This window comes from Carnimonas nigrificans ATCC BAA-78, assembly GCF_000526695.1.
Lineage (GTDB): Bacteria > Pseudomonadota > Gammaproteobacteria > Pseudomonadales > Halomonadaceae > Carnimonas > Carnimonas nigrificans.
Genome location: NZ_JAGO01000012.1, coordinates 181,080 through 201,941 on the forward strand (window position 1 = coordinate 181,080; position 20,862 = coordinate 201,941).

At 57.5% G+C, this 20,862-nt stretch carries 19 protein-coding genes; 16 read left to right on the forward strand and 3 right to left on the reverse strand.

Translation table 11 applies throughout. The annotated features are described in order from the left end of the window. Positions 1-119 precede the first annotated feature (119 nt). From tolQ to tolA, 3 genes are all read left to right on the forward strand, one after another. Positions 120-821 carry a protein TolQ gene (gene tolQ, locus L881_RS0106850; protein WP_034578780.1) on the forward strand — a complete coding sequence of 234 codons (702 nt, stop codon included), beginning with the start codon at positions 120-122 and terminating at the stop codon, positions 819-821. 10 nt (positions 822-831) lie between these two features. Beyond that, complete coding sequence (tolR, locus tag L881_RS0106855; protein ID WP_025732959.1) at positions 832-1,263, forward strand: protein TolR; 432 nt, start codon at positions 832-834, stop codon at positions 1,261-1,263. An 89-nt stretch (positions 1,264-1,352) separates the two neighbouring features. Then, a complete protein-coding gene (gene tolA, locus L881_RS13410) occupies positions 1,353-2,333 on the forward strand; it encodes a cell envelope integrity protein TolA (RefSeq protein WP_025732960.1) in 981 nt (326 codons plus the stop codon). 141 nt (positions 2,334-2,474) lie between these two features. On the opposite strand, the gene xthA is transcribed toward tolA, so the two are convergent. Together xthA and L881_RS0106870 are read right to left on the reverse strand one after the other, a co-directional pair. Then, positions 2,475-3,284 (reverse strand): exodeoxyribonuclease III, encoded by an 810-nt coding sequence (gene xthA / locus L881_RS0106865; RefSeq protein WP_025732961.1) that lies wholly within the window; start codon positions 3,282-3,284, stop codon positions 2,475-2,477. Between the two features lies 1 nt (position 3,285). Further along, positions 3,286-3,534: a hypothetical protein gene (locus tag L881_RS0106870; protein WP_025732962.1), complete on the reverse strand. Its 249-nt coding sequence runs from the start codon at positions 3,532-3,534 to the stop codon at positions 3,286-3,288. Between the two features lie 260 nt (positions 3,535-3,794). On the opposite strand from L881_RS0106870, the gene L881_RS0106875 reads away from it, so the two are divergent. Both L881_RS0106875 and dinG read left to right on the forward strand, forming a co-directional pair. After that, positions 3,795-5,111, forward strand: coding sequence for a DEAD/DEAH box helicase (locus tag L881_RS0106875; protein ID WP_025732963.1), 1,317 nt, complete (start codon positions 3,795-3,797; stop codon positions 5,109-5,111). A 51-nt stretch (positions 5,112-5,162) separates the two neighbouring features. After that, the gene (gene dinG / locus L881_RS0106880) at positions 5,163-7,313 is read left to right on the forward strand and encodes an ATP-dependent DNA helicase DinG (protein WP_025732964.1); all 2,151 of its coding nucleotides are present in this window, start codon (positions 5,163-5,165) and stop codon (positions 7,311-7,313) included. Positions 7,314-7,454: 141 nt separating this feature from the next. Here the strand turns inward: dinG and L881_RS0106885 are convergent, their stop codons facing one another. Continuing rightward, positions 7,455-8,531: a 3-deoxy-7-phosphoheptulonate synthase gene (locus L881_RS0106885; protein ID WP_025732965.1), complete on the reverse strand. Its 1,077-nt coding sequence runs from the start codon at positions 8,529-8,531 to the stop codon at positions 7,455-7,457. A gap of 355 nt (positions 8,532-8,886) precedes the next feature. Between L881_RS0106885 and rpoE the strand changes: the two genes are divergently transcribed. The 11 genes from rpoE (at position 8,887) to L881_RS0106940 (ending at position 20,784) form a co-directional block, all read left to right on the forward strand. Next, the gene (rpoE, locus tag L881_RS0106890) at positions 8,887-9,495 is read left to right on the forward strand and encodes an RNA polymerase sigma factor RpoE (protein WP_025732966.1); all 609 of its coding nucleotides are present in this window, start codon (positions 8,887-8,889) and stop codon (positions 9,493-9,495) included. Between the two features lie 166 nt (positions 9,496-9,661). Further along, positions 9,662-10,339, forward strand: coding sequence for a sigma-E factor negative regulatory protein (locus tag L881_RS13415; protein WP_025732967.1), 678 nt, complete (start codon positions 9,662-9,664; stop codon positions 10,337-10,339). A 339-nt stretch (positions 10,340-10,678) separates the two neighbouring features. Next, on the forward strand, positions 10,679-12,166 hold the full coding sequence (locus L881_RS0106900) for a DegQ family serine endoprotease (protein ID WP_034578781.1): 1,488 nt from the start codon (positions 10,679-10,681) through the stop codon (positions 12,164-12,166). Positions 12,167-12,467: 301 nt separating this feature from the next. Beyond that, positions 12,468-14,285 carry a translation elongation factor 4 gene (gene lepA / locus L881_RS0106905; protein WP_025732970.1) on the forward strand — a complete coding sequence of 606 codons (1,818 nt, stop codon included), beginning with the start codon at positions 12,468-12,470 and terminating at the stop codon, positions 14,283-14,285. A 54-nt stretch (positions 14,286-14,339) separates the two neighbouring features. Continuing rightward, entirely contained in the window at positions 14,340-15,110 is a 771-nt protein-coding gene (gene lepB / locus L881_RS0106910; RefSeq protein WP_025732971.1) for a signal peptidase I, read from the forward strand. Positions 15,111-15,250: 140 nt separating this feature from the next. Then, positions 15,251-15,943 carry a ribonuclease III gene (gene rnc / locus L881_RS0106915; protein WP_025732972.1) on the forward strand — a complete coding sequence of 231 codons (693 nt, stop codon included), beginning with the start codon at positions 15,251-15,253 and terminating at the stop codon, positions 15,941-15,943. Beyond that, on the forward strand, positions 15,943-16,887 hold the full coding sequence (era, locus tag L881_RS0106920; protein ID WP_025732973.1) for a GTPase Era: 945 nt from the start codon (positions 15,943-15,945) through the stop codon (positions 16,885-16,887). The genes rnc and era overlap by 1 nt, the downstream gene beginning before the upstream one ends. Positions 16,888-16,950: 63 nt before the next feature. Beyond that, positions 16,951-17,694 carry a DNA repair protein RecO gene (gene recO / locus L881_RS0106925; RefSeq protein WP_025732974.1) on the forward strand — a complete coding sequence of 248 codons (744 nt, stop codon included), beginning with the start codon at positions 16,951-16,953 and terminating at the stop codon, positions 17,692-17,694. Between the two features lie 19 nt (positions 17,695-17,713). After that, a complete protein-coding gene (locus L881_RS0106930; RefSeq protein ID WP_025732975.1) occupies positions 17,714-18,505 on the forward strand; it encodes a hypothetical protein in 792 nt (263 codons plus the stop codon). A gap of 39 nt (positions 18,506-18,544) precedes the next feature. Further along, complete coding sequence (gene cysM / locus L881_RS0106935) at positions 18,545-19,444, forward strand: cysteine synthase CysM (protein ID WP_025732976.1); 900 nt, start codon at positions 18,545-18,547, stop codon at positions 19,442-19,444. Next, positions 19,441-20,784 carry a 23S rRNA (uracil(1939)-C(5))-methyltransferase gene (locus L881_RS0106940; RefSeq protein WP_025732977.1) on the forward strand — a complete coding sequence of 448 codons (1,344 nt, stop codon included), beginning with the start codon at positions 19,441-19,443 and terminating at the stop codon, positions 20,782-20,784. Before cysM ends, L881_RS0106940 begins: the two co-directional genes overlap by 4 nt. Positions 20,785-20,862: the final 78 nt, after the last annotated feature.

Consider the following 20,862-nt stretch of genomic DNA (forward strand, 5'->3'; position numbering starts at 1 on the left):
GATACTCCGCAATGCATGACTGTAACTTAACGCTCTCTTTGGAAATGCCAATTTGATAATGTTTTTCATTTGCATTATCGTGCATTTAATTTTCTGACCATGATTTATAGAGATTGACCATGAATGAATCGGTTTCATCGGACCACATGTCGATCATTTCGCTAGTCTCCCACGCGAGTGGCGTTGTGCAGATCGTAATGGCAATTCTATTGCTGTTCTCGATCGTCTCCTGGGTGCTGATCTTCCGCAGAGGCTTTGCACTGCGGCAGGCGCGCTCCCAGTTTGAATCGTTCGAAAAACGCTTCTGGTCGGGGGTAGACCTCAATGAGCTGTATCGTGAAGTCCCCGAGCAGCCCGAAGGTGCCGCGCATCTGTTCCGTGCAGGTTTCCGGGAATTCAACCGGCTGCTGCCGAAGTCCAGTGATGACGGCGCAGTGCTGGGCGGCGTTGAGCGTTCGATGAGTGTCGCGCTGTCGCGTGAGGAATCTCGCCTCACCCAGAAGCTGCCGATTCTTGCTTCGATTTCATCTTCCAGCCCGTACATTGGCCTGTTCGGCACGGTGTGGGGTATCATGGGCTCGTTCCAGTCGCTGTCACTCAGCCAGCAGGCGACACTCGCCACGGTAGCGCCCTGGATCGCTGAAGCGCTGGTTGCGACTGCGATGGGTCTGTTTGCGGCCATTCCTGCGGTTATTGCCTACAACCGTCTCTCTTCCAACGCGGATGGTTTGATCGGACGTTACGAAAACTTCGCCGAAGAGTTCTATTCGATTCTGTATCGCAACTTGCATACCGGTCGCGTGCGCCGAGAAAACGCCTGAGGAGGTTGTCATGCGTAGATCATTCTCACGCCGGGGCAAACGCAAGATCGCCAGTGAAATCAACGTCGTTCCCTTTATTGATGTGATGCTGGTGCTGCTGGTCATTTTCATGATTACGGCACCGATGATGAATCAGGGGGTCGATGTCGATTTGCCCCAGGCCAGCTCCAAGCCTATTGATAATGACACCACGCCGCTGATTGTTTCGGTGGATCGCGACGGTCAGTACTTCCTCAGTCGTGACGGCCAGGACACTCAGGTAGCGCTGGATAGCCTGGGCGATGAAGTCAGGCAGGTACTGGCAGAGCATCCCAATACACCGGTAATGGTGCGGGGTGATAAAAATGTCTCTTACGGTCAGGTGATATCGCTGATGGGCAGTCTGCAAACCGCGGGCGTTCCCAATGTGGGCCTGGTATCCCAGCCTGGTAATGGCAACTAAGTAATCAGTGAGTATTCCGCAGGGCAGATTCGATGTTTCGTGATCCACAATCCGCTTTCGCTTCTCATCGCCCGTCGGGGAGTTGGGATGTGCCGACCGATGCTGCATCGTTCGTTCATCTGTCTGCTACCACTGCGGAAGGTCGTTTGGCGACCCCCGGCTTTTCAGCCTCACTTGCGGCACCGGCGGCGATTGTCGAGGGCATCAGCCCTGGGCAGGAGAGTGCGCAGCCGGTGGAGCCTCTTGCGGTAGAAGGGGCTGAAGATGGCGAGCAGGCAGAGCACCGTGCGGCTGCTGGCCGTGGAGGGCTGCCGGCACTGGGTGCGGCGCTGCTTTTCCATGCGCTGATCGCCGGAGCGCTGTTATGGCATTACTCCAGTGATACGACGATTCAGGTTGAGCCGCCGTCCTCGCAGATGGTGCACGCGACCGTGGTGGAAGATCCTGCCATTGCGCAAGCGCGTGAGCAGCAGCGTCAACAGGCTGAAGAAGAGGCACGTCGTCAGGCCCAGGAGCAGGCTCGCCAGCAGGAGGCTGAACAGGCTCGCGAGCAGCAGCGTGCGGAAGAAGCTCAGCGCCAAGCGCGTGCCGAACAGCAGCAGCGTCAGGCCAATGCCGAGCATGCGCGTGAGCAGGCGGCTCAACAGCGTGCGCAGCAGCGCAGTGCTGAAGCAGCACGGCAACGTGCGGCTGCCGAAGCGGAAGCCAAAGCGCAGGCAGATGCCAGAGCGGCGGCTCAGGAGAGGGCTGATGCTGCTGCCCGAGCTGCCGCCGCGCGACGTGCAGCCGAGAGCAATACGCCTGAAACGCTGTCGCAGACGCCAACGCCTACCAATCGAGTGGCACCGGTCTATCCTCGTCTTGCGCAGGCCAGAAACATGCAGGGCAGCGTGACGGTGCGCTTTACCATTCGCAAGGATGGTTCGGTGGATGGCAGCTCAATTTCGGTCGTGAATTCGACCAACTCGATGTTCGAGAAAGCGGCCACTGATGCGGTACGTAAATGGCAATTCAAGCCGCGCTCTCGCCCTGGTATTGTCGAACAGCCAGTGAGGTTCGAACTTAACTAAGGTTGGTACTCAAGCAGGAAAGAAAGGCCGGGCGATGATAACGCCCGACCAGCAATGCCCTTTGCTAACCTGACAGGTGATCCACCCGTAGGTAGCAAAGGGCTTTTTTATGCCGCTATCTACCAGCACGGCGGGCTTAAGTTAACCGAGTGTGGTCCAGATCGGGCAGTGGTCCGACGGTTTTTCCATGGCGCGCAGTTCGTAGTCGATGCCTGCATCGGCAACATGCTCTTTTAGCGGGTTGGAGACCAGAATCAAATCAATGCGCAGGCCGCGTTTGGGATCGCGGTCAAAGCCTTTCGAGCGATAGTCGAACCAGCTATAGAAGTCACGACTGTGCGGATAACGTTCGCGGTAGCTGTCAACAAGGCCCCACTGGTGAAGCCTGGCAAGCCACTCCCGCTCTTCCGGCTGGAAACTGGTTTTACCATCGCGCAGCCAGCGCTTGCGATTATCTTCACCAATGCCGATATCCTGATCTTCCGGCGAAATATTGAAATCGCCCATGATCGCTACGTTGTCACTGGCGCTATGGCGCTGCTCAAGGGTATTGGAGAGGCGCGCATAAAACTCGCGCTTGTTGGGAAACTTGGTGGGGTGGGCGACGTTCTCTCCCTGGGGAAAGTAACCGTTATAAACGGTTATTTCGCCCATCGGCGCAGCCAGCTTCACTGCAATCATGCGCCGCTGTGCGTCTTCTTCATCGCCATCAAGCCCGTAGTAAACGTCAAGAGGCGCCTGTTTGGTCATCATGGCGACGCCGTAATGGCCCTTCTGACCGTAGAAGTGTACGTGGTAGCCGAGCTGTTGCAGTGCCTCCAGCGGGAATTCACTGTCGCGCACCTTGGTTTCCTGCAAGCCAATAACATCGGGGGAGTGCTTTTCGACCAGCGCCTGCAACTGGTGAGGGCGCGCCCTTACGCCGTTGATATTGAACGACATCAGTTTCATGTTAGTGGTGCTCTCCCGATCTATTTTCTGACCCTTCTTCGGGATGCAGTTCCAGGGTCGTGCCTGCGTGCTGGCGCTCCATCTTGCGGGCCGCCTGCTCTTTACGCTGCTTGCGCTTCTTATTGACGTAACGCTGGGTAGAGTGCACCTGGTCAGGATTTTCGTGACGCCACTTCTTGTAGTCCTTGCGGCGTCCAGTGCGAATCGTTACGCGGCTGGCAATGGAGCGGGTTTTCTTTCTGCGGGTCATGGTAACTCTCTTGACAATCAATGGGTCGGTACCGCGATCGAAGCGCTTTCCTGGCGCGTGGCGGTAGTGCAAAAGCAATGGCGGGATTCTATCAATAGCGCAGGGCTGTGTCTCACTGCGTGGCGCATCGTGCGCTCGCAATGTTGTCTGCTATAATTGTGCACTAACGTCGATGTTCATATTGTGGTTGATACTGCGGCTGCCCTCTGGTGCGCCGCCCGCGCTGAACATCCTTACTGCCACCAAATAGTCGAGACATCATGAGCGAGTCGGATAACAGTTCCTCCCCGACCCCCACTGCCAATCACCAGCCGCGCCGCAAGCGTCGCAGGCCACGGCGTAAGCCGGGGGGCGACCGTCGCCGCTCCTCCAATACGCCAGCGGCCTCCGTGCCGCAGGTTGATATCGCGCCGTTGAAGGCGGGTGTCTGGCGGTTTACTGACTTCGATCTCTCTGCGCCGCTGGCTCGGGGCATCAGTGATCTGGGCTTTCAGTACTGCACACCAATCCAGAGTGAAGCGCTCAAGCATACGCTGCTGGGCGGCGATGTGGTGGGCAAGGCGCAGACAGGTACCGGCAAAACGGCTGCCTTCCTGATTTCCATTCTGGCCTATTTCCTTGAAGAGCCGCGCCCCGATGGGCAGCAGCCCGGTGCGCCGCGCGCCCTGATTCTGGCGCCTACGCGCGAGCTTGCGCTGCAAATCGAGAAGGACGCCCACGGTTTGGCCCAGCACGCCAGCGATATCACCATCGTGAGCGCAGTGGGCGGGCTGGACTACAAGAAGCAGCAGAACGCGCTGCGCAATAAGGTCGATATCCTGATCGCGACCCCCGGGCGGCTGCTCGACTTCCACCAAAAACGTGATGTCGATCTGTCGCAGGTAGAAGTGCTGGTGCTCGATGAAGCTGACCGTATGCTGTCGATGGGCTTCATTCCTGATGTCAAACGCATTATCCGTGCAACGCCAAACAAGGAAGAGCGTCAGACCTTCCTGTTTTCGGCAACGTTTACCCGCGATATTCTCAATCTCGCCGAGCAGTGGACCAAGGATGCGGCGCAGGTTGATGTCGCTACGGATGTCAGTACTGCGAGCAATGTGGAGCAGCGCGTCTATATGGTCAGCGATGCCGACAAGCCACGGCTGCTGACCAATCTTCTGCGCGGTGAAGCGCTTGAGCGAGTGATGGTGTTTGCCAATCAGCGTCATGTGGTGCGCTCACTGCTGAAAACGCTGCAGGAAGCAGGCATTAACGCCGCGATGATCTCGGGCGATGTGCCCCAGCAGCAGCGTATCAGTACGCTGGAGCAATTCCGCGAAGGCGAGGTGGCGGTGCTGGTAGCCACTGATGTAGCAGGTCGCGGCATCCATATTTCCGATGTCTCTCACGTTATCAACTATACCCTCCCGGAAGATCCCGAGGATTACGTTCACCGCATTGGGCGTACCGGACGTGCGGGGGCCAAGGGTACGTCGATCAGCTTTGTCGGTGAGGAGGATGCCTTTTCACTGCCTGAAATCGAAGCCTTTATCAACGCCAAGCTACCGTGCGAGCATCCGCCGGAAGGGCTGCTTTGAACGCGGTCGAACTGCCTCTCTTCTCTCTCGTGAAAGGCGGTCAGACGCTATATGGTTAAGCCTGAAACAAAGGAAGAGATTCAGGGCGCCTATCGTCAGTTGCTCGACGGTCTCAAGCTGAAGCCGCGCTATGGGCAGAAGCTGATGATCGCAGAAATTGCGCGAACGCTGGGCAGTATCGAGGCAGATAGCGAAGGGCTGCGGGTCGGTAACGAGCATATTTGTGTGCTGGAGGCGGGCACCGGAACCGGTAAAACGCTGGCTTATCTGCTGGCGGCACTGCCGGTTGCCCGTGCTGCCAATAAGCGCCTGATTGTCTCGACCGCGACGGTGGCGTTGCAGGAGCAGGTGCTGCACCAGGATTTGCCAGCGCTCAAGCAGCACGCTGGTATTCCGTTTTCGTATGCTCTCGCCAAGGGGCGCGGTCGCTATCTGTGCCTGTCGCGGCTTGAGCAGGTGCTGGACGGCACTCAGGTCAACCCCACCATGTCACTGTTTGAGCGTGAACTGGCGGCGCCCAATGAGCAGTTGGGTGAATTGGCCCAGGAGCTTGCTGGCGAATATGCCAACGGGCGCTGGGAAGGGGATCGTGACAGTTGGCCGGAACCGATCAACGATCGTGACTGGCGCCAATTGACCATTGATCATCGTCAGTGCACCAATCGGCGCTGTGGTCATTTCAGCGCCTGCGCCTTTTTCCGCGCTCGTCGCAAGGTCGAAGAAGCTGATGTGATTGTCGTCAACCATGATCTGGTGCTTGCTGATCTGGCGCTCGGTGGCGGCATGGTGCTGCCTGCCCCAAAAGAGAGCTTCTACGTTTTCGACGAAGCGCACCATCTGCCTGACAAGGCGCTTGATCACTTTCATCACCGTTTGCCGCTGCATGGGGCTGGCCGCTGGATCAGTCTGCTCAAGCGCTCGCTTACTGAGATGAATGCGGCGCTAGGAAAGCAGGCGGTGATCGGGCGGCTGCTGGCGACCATTCCCGATGCGCTCGCCACCATAGAACCACGCTTGACCGAAGTGCTGGGGGTTGCCGGTGGTTTTGAGCAGGCCCTGCCTGCGCTACAGGGGGAAAATACCACCCGCCGCCATCGCTTCGAGATGGGGCGAGTGCCTGTAGAATTTCGCGAACTGACCGCCACGCTGGTCTCTGCCTTTGCGGCGTTGTGCAAGTCGCTGGATGGCATGCTGGAGATATTGCGGGAGAGTCTTGATCCGGATAAAAGCACGGGGCTTGCCCGTGAGGTCGCCGAGGAGTGGCTGCCGCTGGTGGCGATGCTGCATGGTCGTGCCAATGATGCCTTTGCATTGTGGCAAGCCTTTTCCGAGCCGGATGTGGAGCCTGAACAGCCGCCTCAGGCGCGCTGGATCGAGTTTCAAAGCGGGCGCGATAACGGCGGTGATGAAGTGGTGATTGCGGCCTCGCCGGTCAGCGCTGCTCATACCCTGGCGCAGCATCTGTGGGGGCGCTGCTTTGGTGCGGTGCTGACATCAGCAACCCTGACGGCTCTGGGCGGCTTCGAGCGTTTTCAGGAGCGAGCGGGGCTTGCCAATCGCTATCGCTATCAGCGCCTGCCCAGCTCATTCGATTATTCGCGTGCGGTATTGTCGGTGCCGCAAAGTGCGGTGGACCCGGCGCAACGGGATCAGCATGAGCGCTCGATCATCGACTTCGTGCGTGATCTCGGCAGCGATGAAGCGGTGCTGGTGCTCTTCTCATCGCGGCGCCAGTTGCGTGCGGTTGAGCAGGCGCTGTTTGATGACACAGCGACCCGCGAGCGCGCCAAGGCTATTCTAATTCAGGATCATCTGCCGCGCCGCGAGCTACTGGAGCGTCACCGCAAGCGTATTGATGATGGCGAAGGCAGCATTATTTTCGGTCTGGCGAGTTTTGCGGAAGGGGTGGATCTTCCTGGTCGCTACCTGCGTCATGTGGTGATTACCCGCCTGCCGTTTTCGGTGCCGGACGATCCAGTGGGAGCAACGCTCTCGGAGTGGATTGAAAGCCGCGGCGGCAACGCCTTTATGCGTATTACCGTGCCTGATGCGTCGATTCGTCTGGTGCAGGCGTGTGGACGCCTGATCCGCAAGGAGCAGGATGAAGGCATGATTACGATTCTTGATCGTCGCATTGTCACCAAACGCTACGGCAAGGCGCTGCTTGATTCGCTGCCGCCATTTCGAAGAGAGATTGCCTAGGTAGCGATTACAGCAAGCCATTGGATGGCGATTGAACATGCACGGTAGGATATAACAACGCCGCGGAAGATCAGCTTCCGCGGCGTTGTCATCTTTTTCAGCTCAGCGCATTCAATTCAGCAAGTGAAAGAGAGGCAGCGGCTAGTCTTCAAGCCGTTTTTTCAATGGTTCACGAACCCGCTGGGCCAGATCGGTCAGAATCTCGGCGGTTTTATCCCAGCCAATGCAGCCATCGGTGACCGAGACACCATATTGCAGGTCATCGAGGTTGGCGGGAATCTTCTGCGCTCCTTCAAACAGGTGAGACTCCAGCATAACCCCCATGATCGAGCGGTTGCCTTCGATAATCTGCTGGGCGATGTTTTCAAGCACCAGCGGCTGAAGCTCGGGCTGTTTGTTTGAGTTGGCGTGGGAGCAGTCCACCATCAGATTTGGGGCCACGCCCGCGGCGCTCAGCTCACGCTCGGCCAGTGAAATGCTGACGCTATCGTAATTGGGCTTGCCGTTGCCGCCGCGCAGTACCGCGTGGGCGTAGGCATTGCCGCGAGTGGTAATCACCGCGACTTCACCCTGCTGATTGATACCGAGGAAGCTGTGGCCGTGGGCGACTGATTTCAGGGCGTTGACCGCCACTTCCAGGCTGCCATCGGTGCCGTTCTTGAAGCCGACCGGGCCTGAAAGCCCCGATGCCATTTCGCGGTGTGTTTGTGATTCAGTGGTGCGTGCACCAATCGCAGACCAGCTGATGCAGTCCTGCAAATATTGCGGTGAAATGGGGTCAAGCGCTTCGGTGGCGAGCGGCAGCCCCATCTCGGTAAGCTCTACCAGCAGGCTGCGCGCAAGGGTCAGACCCTCTTCGATATGGAAGCTGTCGTCCATGCGTGGGTCGTTAATCAATCCCTTCCAGCCCACGGTGGTGCGCGGTTTTTCGAAGTAGCAGCGCATTACGATAAAAAGTGAATCGCTAACGCTATCGGCCAGCTTGCGCAGGCGAGAAGCGTATTCGCGGGCGGCCTTGACGTCATGAATCGAGCAGGGGCCTACCACGACCAGAAGGCGAGGGTCCTTGCCGTCAAGAATGTCCTGGATGACCTGACGGCTTTCCACGACCAGTTGCGAGGCGGAGTGACTCAACGGGATGTTGTTCTTCAACTCAGCGGGAGTGATCAATAGCTTTTGATCGACCACATTGACATCGTTGGTTTGCTGCTCGGACATTGCGGGCCTTCCGGGAATCGAAAATGGGTAACGCTGAGCCTATGGAAGTAGAGCCTAGCATCGCTTGAATGTGAACTAGTGTACCTTAAGAAGGAACTTCTCGGCATGTGCTCTGTCTGATGAGATGCCTGCTACTTTTGGTGGGTGGCTCGCCTATCGGACAAGAAGTGCTCCCTCTGGCGCTGAAAGCTTGAATTTCAGCGGATTAGCGCAGATATACGCAGGGGGAGAAGTTTAATTCAAGGGTACTCAGTGGCCGGGCCGCAGCAAGAGTGATTCAGGGTAATCATCGACCCACTTGCTGCATCGCCATTAGTGCGAATGCCTTGAGTAGGCCACCTTTTTGGGGGATCTCATGTCAACAGCGTTGACTGACAAACAGCTCGTAGAGCGCGCCCAGGCTGGTGATTCGCGTGCCTTCGATCTGCTGGTCAAAAAGTACCAGCACAAGATCATTGGTCTGATCGGGCGCTACGTCTTCGATCAGGCTGAAGTTTATGATGTGGCTCAGGAAGCCTTCATCAAGGCGTATCGGGCGCTGGGCAAGTTTCGTAATGAAAGCGCCTTCTATACGTGGATTTATCGTATTGCCATCAACACGGCCAAGAACCATTTGGTAGCTCGCGGTCGCCGTCCTCCGGGCAGTGACATGGATATCAGCGATGCCGAGGTGCTCGATTTCAGTGGGCGTCTGGCGGATATCGAAACGCCTGAAGCGGCGATTGCGCGGGATCAGTTGGAAGCGGCGGTGTTTGAAGCGATTGAAAACCTGCCGGAAGACTTGCGCACGGCCATTACCCTGCGCGAGATGGATGGATTGGCTTATGAAGATATTGCCAATGTGATGCAGTGTCCGGTTGGTACCGTGCGTTCGCGCATCTTCCGGGCGCGTGAGGCGATTGATCAGCGCATTGATGAATTGATGAATCCAACCCTCAGTCACAATGGTGTATCGTCGGCCTAAGAGTATCTGAAGTAAAAGTATCTAGAGTCAGTACCTAGAGTAAAAGTGGTGTGGCGGGAATCAGCGCTGTTATTGGCACTCGGCGCGTTATAAAACTTTTTCGTGAACACGCTGTCCTAGTAACCGGTTATGAATTTTATGCAGCGTCTGCTATGAGGATGTGGCGATGAATGACAAAGTCAGGGAATCTCTCTCTGCCGTTATGGACGGAGAAGGCGATGAGCTTGAGCTGCGCAGAGTGCTCAAGTCGCTGTCAAAATCACCGGAGGAGGCAGATACCTGGCGTCGTTACCACGTAATCGGCAGTGCCTTGCGCCGTGAGCGTGATATTGATGTCACTATTGATCTGTCGGCGGCGGTGCGTGAGCGTATTGATGCACTGCAACCCGACCAGCTTGATGGCGAAGTCAGCGCCCAGGCCGGTAGCGCCAAGCGTCATGTCGGTCCCTTCTCCTTTATGGGCAATGCCGCCGTGGCCGCAGCCGTCAGCCTGATGGTCATCACCGGTGTGCAGGTATATCGCGGCATGGACAGCGGTGGTACAGGCGGCAGTTCTGCCAGTGCGCCGGGAAGCTCCATGGCCTCTGCACCTGGGGTTGGCAGCTCGCTTGATGGCAATGCCAGTGCCTCAGGAGGCAGCTTCAGCACGGTAGGGCTGGTCTCCGAGCCGGTCAATGAGGATCGCTACTCCACAAGTTCCGGCAGCGGTAACTCACTATTCCCGGTATACGCTGATGATCAGTCCTCCGCGGAAGCTCGCCGCCAGACCCGCTTGCTGCGAGGCTTTCTCGATCAGCACGCCCAGGATGCTGATGCTGCCTCCAGCAGCGGTGCACGCTTTTAGTCACGAAGCACGGCATGTCTGGATAAATGAGCCGTCACATCGCCTCCGGCTATAAAGCGCCACTCTTCTTTCGAGAGAAGATGTGGCGTTTTTTTCGTTCAGACGGTTATTCAGCATTCAGGTAGTCATTGATTACGAAAATGGGCGCTTCAGCGGGCGGTAATGATACTTCCTTGCATATTGCTGATGATATTGCGCGCAAATTGCTACATTTCGCGCCCGTGAGCAGGGCAAAATTCAGGTGAAGGTAGCTCAACGCTCGGCCTGGTTGGCGGCGTTGAGCGTATGCGGTAGTTGTGATTATCAAGGCTAGAAAAAGAAGGCAGGAGTAAAAATCCCATGCAGTTTGGTAAACAACGAACTTCTATCGTGGCGCTGGCGGTAGTTTCCGCGATGGCGCTCTCGCCATTAAGCTTTGCTCAGTCCACCGAGCAGAGCGCGGAGGCTGTTTCTACCCAGCGTTTGCCGAATTTCACTGCGCTGGTAAAAAAGGCAGCGCCGGCGGTCGTCAATATTTCGACCAAAAGAGAGGTGTCGTCTAACTCAATGATGATGGGGCCAGGCCAGCTGCCGGATATTTTCCGCCATTTTTTTGGCGATCAACTGCCTCCCGGTTTCAGCTTTGGTCCTGGTAGTGGCCCCGGTTATCAGGGGCGCGGTCACGATACCGTGGCATCCCTCGGCTCGGGCTTCATTATCAGTCAGGACGGCTATATTCTGACCAATGCCCATGTGGTGGAGGGCGCCGATTCCATTGAAGTGAAGCTCAATGATCGCCGCCAGTTGAAGGCCAAGGTGATTGGAAGCGACAAAAAAACCGATGTCGCGCTGATCAAGGTTGATGCCAATAATCTGCCGGTGCTGGAACGCGGTAACTCCAATCAGCTTGAAACCGGTGAATGGGTCGCAGCGATCGGTTCGCCGTTCGGCTTCGATCACTCGGTCACCTCGGGCATTGTCAGCGCCATTAATCGCACGCTCTCGTCGGATAACTTCGTTCCCTTCATTCAAACGGATGTAGCCATCAATCCCGGCAATTCAGGTGGCCCCTTGCTGAACCTGCAAGGGCAGGTAGTGGGTATCAATTCGCAGATATACACACGCAGCGGTGGCTTTATGGGCTTGTCGTTCGCGATTCCCATCAATATCGCGATGGAGGTAGCTGACGGTCTGAAAAAGGATGGTCATGTGCATCGCGGCTATCTGGGGGCGGCGATTCAGGAAGTATCGAAGGATCTCGCGACATCACTCGGCCTGAGCGATACCAGGGGCGCGCTGATCGCGCAGCTCAAGCAAGGGGCTCCGGGTGAGAAGGGCGGCTTGAAACCGGGGGATGTGGTGCGCAGCGTCAATGGTCAGGAGATTGATACGCCGGATGAACTGCCGCGGCGCGTCAGTGCGATCAAGCCCGGGGAGACCGCTACGCTGGGCATCGTGCGTGACGGTAAAGAGCAGAGCCTGGCGATCAAGGTGGGTGACTGGCCGCAAGGCCCGGATGGCAATAATGGGTCAAGCGACCGCCAGGACGAGCAGCGGCGTATCGGGCTGGTAGTAGGCGATCTTGAGCGTGATGAGCTGCGTCGGCTTGGCGTGCCGCATGGCGTCGTGGTGCAGCAGGTGGACCCAGACGGTGCCGCTGCCAATGCCGGCATTCAAGCGGGCGATGTGCTGGTTGATCTCAATCGTCAGGCCATTACCTCGGGAGAAAAATTACGCACCATCGTGGCGGACATCCCCCATGATCGCCCCGTAGCCCTGCGCGTTGCCCGCGGAGGACAACTGCTGTTCGTTGCGCTGCGACTGGATAACAAACAAAGCGACGAGTAGTGCAGCTAGCTTTCAGTGAAATGATTACGCGGGTGATACGTGGGTGAATAGTGTAACGGGCCTATTGAGGCCCGTTTTGCTGTGTCACTGCCTCAAATACTGGGCACAAGATGCTGCGGATGGCGTCTGCTGGTATTGATTGCCCTCTTGAAAGCGGTTAGTTGTTCCTCTGCGCTGTTACCTTTGGCACGCTACCGGTACAATTACCCCTTTCCCCGTCAGCGATAAGGGTGACAGGCCCATGGCCTGACCCGATAGCGATAGCGGCAGGTACCCCGAACAGGATTTTGGTAACGCTTTTATGGCAAAAGACGCAGCGCCTTCACCTCTAAGCAATATTCGTAATTTCAGCATCATTGCTCACATCGACCACGGCAAGTCGACGCTCGCTGACCGCATCATTCAGCTATGTGGCGGCTTGACCGAGCGCGAGTTGAAGGAGCAGGTGCTCGACTCGATGGATATTGAGCGCGAGCGAGGCATTACCATCAAGGCGCAGTCGGTCACGCTTGATTATCAGGCGGAAGACGGTGAGGTGTATCAGTTCAACTTCATTGATACCCCTGGGCACGTGGATTTTTCCTATGAAGTGTCGCGCTCGCTCTATGCCTGCGAAGGGGCGCTGCTGGTTGTCGATGCCGCACAGGGCGTTGAAGCGCAGTCGGTGGGCAATTGCTATACCGCCATCGAGCAGGGCCTTGAAGTGCTGCCGGTGCTGAACAAAATGGATCTGCCGCAGGCCGATCCTGAAGAGGTTTCCCAGCAGATCGAAGAGATTATCGGCCTGGACGCTACCGATGCCTGTCGTGTGTCGGCGAAAAGCGGTCTGGGCATGGAGCAGCTGCTTGAGCGTCTGGTGCGGGACATTCCTCCGCCCAAGGGCAATCGTGAAGCTCCGTTGCAGGCGCTGATTATCGACTCGTGGTTTGATAATTATCTGGGCGTGGTGTCGCTGATCCGTGTCTTTGATGGTGAGCTGCGCAAGGGCGACAAGGTGGAGATGAAGTCCACCGGTCGTCACTGGGACGCCAACGTCGTAGGTATCTTTACCCCCAAACGTACCGAAACCAACGTGCTGCGAGCGGGTGAAGTGGGCTTTCTGGTCGCGGGTATCAAGGATATTCACGGCGCTCCCGTGGGCGATACCATCACTCACGCCAAAACTCCTCAGGTGGAGCGTCTTCCCGGCTTCCAGAAGGTCAAGCCGCAGGTTTACGCGGGCATGTTCCCGATCAGCGCCGATGACTATGAAGCCTTCCGCGATGCGCTGGAAAAGTTGGCGCTCAATGATGCCTCGCTGGATTACGTGCCGGAAAATTCGGACGCACTGGGCTTTGGTTTCCGTGTCGGCTTCCTCGGCACGTTGCACATGGAGATCATTCAGGAGCGTCTGGAGCGTGAATACGATCTCGACCTTCTGACTACGGCACCGACGGTAATTTATGAGCTGCTGATGGATTCCGGTGAGGTGATCTACATCTCCAATCCATCGAAGCTGCCCGATCTTTCCAGCGTGGCCGAAATGCGCGAGCCGATCACTCGTGCGACCATTCTGGTGCCGCAGGAGTACGTCGGTAACGTGATTACCGAGTGCGTTAACCGGCGCGGCATTCAGAAGGATATGCAGGTGCTGGGTAATCAGATGCAGCTCACCTATGAGCTGCCGATGAGCGAAGTGGTGATGGACTTCTTCGATCGCCTCAAGTCGATTACCAAAGGCTATGCTTCCCTCGATTACAGTTTCGAACGTTTTGAAGCTGCCAAGCTGGTGCGTCTGGATGTACTGATTAACGGTGATCGCGTCGATGCTCTGGCGGTGATCATTCATCGCGATCAGGCCGAGCCGCGCGGTCGGGTGCTGGTCGAGAAAATGAAGGAACTGATTCCTCGCCAGATGTTTGACGTTGCTGTACAGGCGGCCATTGGTGGCCATGTGATCGCACGTTCGACGGTCAAGGCGCTGCGCAAGAACGTGACTGCCAAGTGCTATGGCGGCGACGTTTCGCGTAAAAAGAAACTGTTGCAGAAGCAGAAGGAAGGTAAAAAGCGCATGAAGCAGGTGGGCAGTGTTGAAATTCCGCAGGATGCGTTCCTTGCGGTGCTGCGTACCAACGATTAATGGCCGAAAAGAAGCGCTTGCCGGACGATTCGAATAACTGGATGTAGAAGCCTGATGAATTTTTCCCTGATATTAGTGATCGCCGTCGTCGTTACCGGCGTGATATGGCTGCTGGACAAGCGAGTGTGGCGCAAGCGGCGTGCGGAGGCTGATCCAGCAAGGAAACAGCCGTGGTACGTTGACTACTCGCGCTCCTTTTTTCCGGTACTGCTGTTTGTGCTGGTGGTGCGCTCCTTTATCGTTGAGCCTTTCCAGATTCCTTCCGGTTCCATGGAGCCTACCCTCGACGTAGGCGATTTTATTACCGTCAATAAATTCAGCTACGGCCTGCGTTTGCCCGTGCTGGATACCAAGATCATACCTACCGGAGAGCCGAAGCGCGGCGATGTGGTGGTTTTCCGCTATCCGGTCAATCCTGAGCAGGATTTCATCAAGCGCGTGATCGGGCTGCCTGGTGATCACATCCGCTATCAGGATGAACAGCTTTATATCAACGGCGAGAAGGTAGATAAAACGCTGGTCTCCGATGATGTTGAAGCATCGCCGGGACAGGTGCAGTATCAGGAAACACTGCCTTCCAACGGCGGGGAGGTGCGCCATCAGGTATACAATACGACTGATGTGCCCTTTGATCCGCGACGTAACTTCGAAGGTGAGGTGCCCGAAGGTCACTATTTCGTGATGGGCGATAATCGCGACAACTCCGCAGATAGCCGTTTCTGGGGCTTCGTGCCCGAGGGTAATCTGGTGGGGCGCGCCTCGTTCGTGTGGATGCACTGGCGTAGCGGTCTACCCAGCTTCTCCAGCGATCGCGTGATTCGCTAGACGGAACGATTTTTCAGGAAGTGCCAGCGCACATCGTCGATGCGCTGGCGTACACGCCTGTTGCCGGTAGGGGGCAGGCGCAAACGTTCATTTATACGACCGTTCGGCGGTCGTTCAGCCAACAGGTGTAAACACGAGCAGTGAGTAGCTCATCAACCTCTACGCTGGCCAAACGGCTAGGGTATCGTTTCAACGACAATTCACATCTCGAACTCGCGTTGACGCACCGCAGTGTCGGTGGTCGCAACAACGAGCGTATCGAGTTTCTGGGCGATTCAATCGTCAATTTTATTATTGGTGAAGCGCTCTTCAGGCGTTTTCCCGATGCCCGTGAAGGTCAGCTTTCACGTCTTCGCGCCCGTCTGGTAAAGGGAGAAACCCTTGCTGATGTAGCGCTTGAGTTTGATCTGGGGCAATTCCTGAAACTTGGCTCCGGTGAGATGAAAAGCGGTGGCAACCGCCGTCGCTCCATTCTTGCCGACGCCATGGAAGCGGTGATCGGGGCGATCTATCTTGATGGTGGCATGGATGAGGTAAGGCGCTGCGTATTGGAGTGGTTTGCCGACCGACTCAATGACACTACGCTGGAAGATACGCTCAAGGACCCCAAGACACGTCTTCAGGAATTTCTCCAGTCGCGGCAGAAACCGTTGCCGCGCTATGAAGTGGTCGATGTGCAGGGTGATGCCCACGATCAGGTATTTACCGTCGAAGCGCATGTTGAGCTTCTGGATCAGCCCGGCGTGGGGACTGGCAGCAGTCGCCGCAATGCCGAACAGCAGGCCGCCGACCAGGTGCTGGCGCTGCTGCAACCCCAATCGCGGAGATCATGATGAGTGATGATGCAACGACACCTGTAAGTGGCTCTGCCGATTCATCAAGCCGTTGTGGCTTCGTGGCTATTGTGGGGCGCCCCAATGTGGGCAAGTCAACGCTGATGAACCGTATTCTCGGGCAGAAGATCTCGATTACTTCGCGGCGTCCGCAAACCACCCGCCATCAGGTCATGGGCGTGAAAACCGTTGACAGCGCTCAGGCTGTCTACGTTGATACGCCTGGCATACACATCATGGGCAAGGATCGCAATCGCGCGATCAACCAGTTCATGAATCAGGCAGCCAATCAGGCCCTGCGCGGCGTTGACTGTGTTGTTTTTATCATTGACCGCACCCGCTGGACCGATGAGGATGAGATCGTGCTCAAGCGGCTCGCCAGCCTTGAGGTGCCGGTCATCCTTGCGGTCAACAAGGTGGATTGGCTGAAGGACAAGAGCAGCCTGCTGCCCTGGCTGGAAGAGGTGGCCGGCAAGCGCAGCTTTACGGCAATTCTGCCCATTTCGGCCAAGCATGGCACTGGCGTTGATGCGCTGGAGCAGGAAGTGGCGCGCCATCTGCCTGACAGCCCCCATTATTTCCCTTCCGATCAGATTACTGACCGCAGCGAGCGTTTTCTTGCTGCCGAACTGGTGCGGGAAAAAGTGATGCGCCAGCTCGGTGATGAGCTGCCTTACCAGATGACGGTAGAGGTGGAGCAGTTCAGGGATGAAGGTAAAATCATCCATATCAATGCCCTGATGCTGGTCGAACGCGACGGGCAGAAGAAAATCCTGATCGGTGAGAATGGCGAGCGCATCAAGCAGATTGGCCGGGAAGCGCGCCTTGAGATGGAGCGTTTGTTCAATACCAAGGTGATGCTGAAGCTGTGGGTGAAGGTCAAACGTGGTTGGTCGGACGACGCCCGAGCGCTGAAAAGCCTTGGCTACACCTTCGACGAATAGTCCAGTCATGGCCTGGCGAGCGTCTTGCCTGCCAGGCTACCGGTTACTGCAGGGGAGCGCTTGATGGCCTTGCAGCCTGCTTATCTACTGCACCGTCGGCCGTATCGCGAAACCAGTGCGCTGGTTGATCTGCTGACGCTTGAGCACGGTGTGGTCAGGGCCGTGGCCCGCGGCGTAGCGCGTCCCGGAAGTCGTACACGCAGCACCTTGCAGCCGTTTACGCCTTTGCATGTGATGTGGCGTGGCAAGGGCGAGTTAAAGACACTGACCCTGATCGAAGCGGCAGGCCCAGGCGTATTGCTGGCCGGAGAAGGGCTGCTGTGCGGGCTTTACGCGAACGAGCTGCTAAGCCGCTGCCTGCCGCGCGACTTTGCCGTTGAAGCGCTGTTCGCTCATTACGGTGCGCTATTGCCTGAGCTGGCAGTGCCCGCGCAGCGTGCGGCAAAACTGCGACGCCTGGAAGTAACGCTGCTTGAGGCGCTGGATGCCGACCCTGTATTCAGCGTCTTGAAGGCGTCCGATACCGGCTCGCCGACCATGGCCGCACTGCATCCCCAGGAGCGCTATCTCTACGATATTGGCTCGCGACATTTCTTCGAAGCCTCCCATTCTCAGCAAGGTGTCGATGGGCGTACGCTGAAACTGCTGGCCCAGGGCGATTGGGAAGCAGCAGGGCTGGCCCGTCAATCCAAGTGGCTGTTGCGGCAGGCGTTACTTCCCTTGATGGGAGATCGCCCGCTGCGTTCGCGTGCCCTGATGCAGTCACTGTTGGAAAAGCGCCGTCAGCGCGCTCCCGTTTCATCTTAAGCCGTTCGGAATAATGACCATGAATCCTTTTAGACTACAGCTTGGCCTGGACCTTCAGCCGCTGGTACTGGCCCACGCCAGTGCGCCCACCGAGCTTGCCCGCGCAGTCGTCAACACAGCATTGACGGCCCTTGAAAGCGGCGCTGATTATGTGGTGATCGAGGCCACTGCCGCATCGGAGTCGGCCCTTGAGGTATTGGCGACCCTGGCGCGTGAGCGGCTTGCCATCAGAACTTCTGCTAGTCAGGCGCTGGCGCTGGCTAAAACGTTGCGCCCTGCGCAGCTATGCCTGCTGGATGTGCCTGACAGCGCAACCCTTGAGGCGCTGGTGGAGCAGGCCGAACACGATCAGATTGAACTCTTCTATGTTGCGCAGAGCGATAGCCGTGAAGCGGTTCCATCCGCATTGGCGAGCGCGTGCCATGGGGTGGTGATTGACCTTGCTGGCTGGTCACAGCAGCGCGGTGCTGCCCGAGATGCTGCCACCGAAATGCTCGAACAGCTGATCGACAGCGCCGACCAGCACGAGCATATGGTCTATTTTCGTGGCTTGCCTTCCCTCTATTGTGCCGAAGCTGCTGCCACTATTGGCGGTGTCTCTGCCATTGAGCTTGGCACTGCCATTTTTTCGACAGCCCTTGCCAGCGGACTCTCCCATACGCTGCACGAAGCGCGTGAACTGCTGACCAGTGCCCAGCAGGCGGGGCTGGAAATTGCCCTTGAACAGCACGATCACCATCACGCGGATGACGATGATGCGGCTGACCACGTTCACGGCGGTCATGGGCACTGTCACTGCCACCACTCCTAGCGCGACGCCCTATATTTTACCCTTTGCAAGGATGCCACCATGCAGGTACCTACTCTCCAGCAAACCGTTGGCAATACGCCATTGGTCCGGCTTGATCGCATTACCGCTGGGCACAACAATGTGCTACTCGCCAAGCTTGAAGGCGATAACCCCGCTGGCTCGGTAAAGGATCGTGCTGCGCTATCGCTGATCGAAGGCGCCGAAGCGCGAGGTGATATTGCGCCGGGCGACCGACTGGTCGAAGCCACTTCCGGCAACACCGGCATCGCGCTGGCGATGGCAGCCACCATCAAGGGCTATCACCTCACCGTGATTCTGCCTGCCAGCTCCAGTGAGGAGCGCAAGCAGGTGATGGCTGCCTACGGAGCAACGCTTGTGCTGGCCGATGGCATGGAACAGGCGCGTGATCTTGCCGCGCAAATGGTCCAGGAAGGCAAGGCCAAGTCGCTGGATCAGTTTGCCAATCAGGACAATCCGCTGGCGCACTACCGCGGCACTGGGCCGGAGATCTGGCAGCAAACCTCGGGTGAGATCACTCACTTCGTCAGCTCAATGGGCACGACCGGTACCATCATGGGGGTATCGCGCTACCTGAAAGAGCAGAACGATGCTATTCGTATCGTCGGGTTGCAGCCAGCCGATGGCGCGCAGATTGCCGGTATTCGCCGCTGGCCTGAAGCGTACAAGCCGGCCATCTATGACGCTGCGCGGGTCGATCAGGTGATCGACATCGAGCAGCTTGAAGCCGAGCAGGCGATGCGTCGTTTGGCGCGGGAAGAGGGCATTCTGGCGGGCGTCTCTTCAGGTGGTGCTCTGGCGGGGGCGCTGCGCGTTGCCGAAACGGTCAGTAATGCGGTGATTGTGTTTGTCGTTTGTGATCGTGGCGATCGTTACCTTTCCACTGGCCTGTTCAGTGCTGAGCAGGATGACGCGCAATGAAACTAGGAACGCGCCGCCCTGCGCGTCAGGCTACGCAGCGCAAGCGTCAGGCACCCAAGACTGCGCCTGACAACGGGGCATCCGGCGATACGGTGGTTATTGAGCGGCTGTCCCACGATGGCCGTGGTGTGGCCCGCGATGCCAGCGGTAAAACGCTGTTTGTCGATGGAGCGCTGCCCGGTGAGCAGGTGCGTATTCGCTGTCACCGTCAGCGCAGCCGTTTTGACGAAGCACATGTCGTCGAGATAGTGCGTGCCAGCCATGAGCGGGTCGAGCCTGCCTGTCAGCATGCCGAGGTGTGCGGTGGCTGTAGTCTGCAACATCTCGACATCGACGCGCAGCGCCGCTTCAAGCAGCAGGTGCTTGGTGAGCATCTTGCGCGGGAAGGCGTTACCGCTCCCGCGAGTGACATCATTAGCGCTTCACCCTACGGCTATCGTCGCCGTGCGCGTCTAGGCGTCAAAGTCGATGGCAAGGGGGCGGTCAGATTTGGGTTCCGGCGCGCCAACAGCGAGCGTCTTTTCGATATCGCTGAGTGTCCGGTGCTTGAACCTGAACTTGAGGCATTGCTTGTGCCGCTCAAGCAGCAGCTTGATGAGCTGGCCGCGCCGCGGTTGGTGGGCCATGTAGAGCTGCTGCATAGTGGAACCAGTACCGTGCGGGTGCATCAGTTGAAGGCTCACGCTGACGATCAGGCGCGCTGGCAGCAGTTCGCCGCCCGGCAGCAGGTAGCGATTGAGTTCTCCGAGCGGCAGGGCGGTGGCACCGAAGCCCCCGTCAGGTTGCAGCACTATCCTCTCCAGGCAGGTGCGCATCGCTTGGAAATCGGTTTCAAGCCCGGTGATTTCATTCAGGTCAATGATCAGGTGAATCAGGCGCTGGTTGCGCGGGTGCTGGCGCTATTGAGCAGTACGGAGAGCCGGAAAGTGCTTGATCTGTTTGCGGGAGTGGGCAATTTCTCGCTGCCACTGGCCGCCAACGGTTTTCAGGTGCACGCCATCGAAGGCAGTGACATTATGGTGCAGCGGCTTCTGCATAACGCTGATGCCAGCGGCCTTGAGATTGCCGCTGAAACGCGGGATCTGAATAACGCGCCGAGCGTGGCAGGCATTGATGCGGTGGTGCTTGATCCTCCCCGCGATGGCGCCCAGGCCGTGGCGACCGCGCTGGCGAGCGACGGGCCGAGCTGGATCGTCTATGTATCATGTAATCCCGCCACCCTGGCGCGCGACGCCCGTATTTTGCAGGAAGGCGGCTACCGCCTGCACCAACTGTCGTTGGTGGACATGTTTCCACATACGGCGCATCTTGAGTCACTGTCGCTTTTTACGCGTCGTTAACGTGCTCTCACGCGCTGTATAGGGCAACAATAACAACAATGCTTGCCGCGGGCAGATGCCTCTCATGAAGAGCGATGC

Coding starts and splice junctions, on each gene's coding strand:
- cysM (WP_025732976.1), top strand. CDS start 18,545: ATGCAGGTACCTACTCTCCAGCAAACCGTTGGCAATACGCCATTGGTC.
- era (WP_025732973.1), top strand. CDS start 15,943: ATGAGTGATGATGCAACGACACCTGTAAGTGGCTCTGCCGATTCATCA.
- L881_RS13415 (WP_025732967.1), top strand. CDS start 9,662: ATGAATGACAAAGTCAGGGAATCTCTCTCTGCCGTTATGGACGGAGAA.
- tolR (WP_025732959.1), top strand. CDS start 832: ATGCGTAGATCATTCTCACGCCGGGGCAAACGCAAGATCGCCAGTGAA.
- L881_RS0106870 (WP_025732962.1), bottom strand. CDS start 3,534: ATGACCCGCAGAAAGAAAACCCGCTCCATTGCCAGCCGCGTAACGATT.
- lepA (WP_025732970.1), top strand. CDS start 12,468: ATGGCAAAAGACGCAGCGCCTTCACCTCTAAGCAATATTCGTAATTTC.
- L881_RS0106885 (WP_025732965.1), bottom strand. CDS start 8,531: ATGTCCGAGCAGCAAACCAACGATGTCAATGTGGTCGATCAAAAGCTA.
- L881_RS0106900 (WP_034578781.1), top strand. CDS start 10,679: ATGCAGTTTGGTAAACAACGAACTTCTATCGTGGCGCTGGCGGTAGTT.
- dinG (WP_025732964.1), top strand. CDS start 5,163: ATGGTTAAGCCTGAAACAAAGGAAGAGATTCAGGGCGCCTATCGTCAG.
- recO (WP_025732974.1), top strand. CDS start 16,951: ATGGCCTTGCAGCCTGCTTATCTACTGCACCGTCGGCCGTATCGCGAA.
- L881_RS0106940 (WP_025732977.1), top strand. CDS start 19,441: ATGAAACTAGGAACGCGCCGCCCTGCGCGTCAGGCTACGCAGCGCAAG.
- L881_RS0106930 (WP_025732975.1), top strand. CDS start 17,714: ATGAATCCTTTTAGACTACAGCTTGGCCTGGACCTTCAGCCGCTGGTA.
- lepB (WP_025732971.1), top strand. CDS start 14,340: ATGAATTTTTCCCTGATATTAGTGATCGCCGTCGTCGTTACCGGCGTG.
- rpoE (WP_025732966.1), top strand. CDS start 8,887: ATGTCAACAGCGTTGACTGACAAACAGCTCGTAGAGCGCGCCCAGGCT.
- xthA (WP_025732961.1), bottom strand. CDS start 3,284: ATGAAACTGATGTCGTTCAATATCAACGGCGTAAGGGCGCGCCCTCAC.
- L881_RS0106875 (WP_025732963.1), top strand. CDS start 3,795: ATGAGCGAGTCGGATAACAGTTCCTCCCCGACCCCCACTGCCAATCAC.
- tolQ (WP_034578780.1), top strand. CDS start 120: ATGAATGAATCGGTTTCATCGGACCACATGTCGATCATTTCGCTAGTC.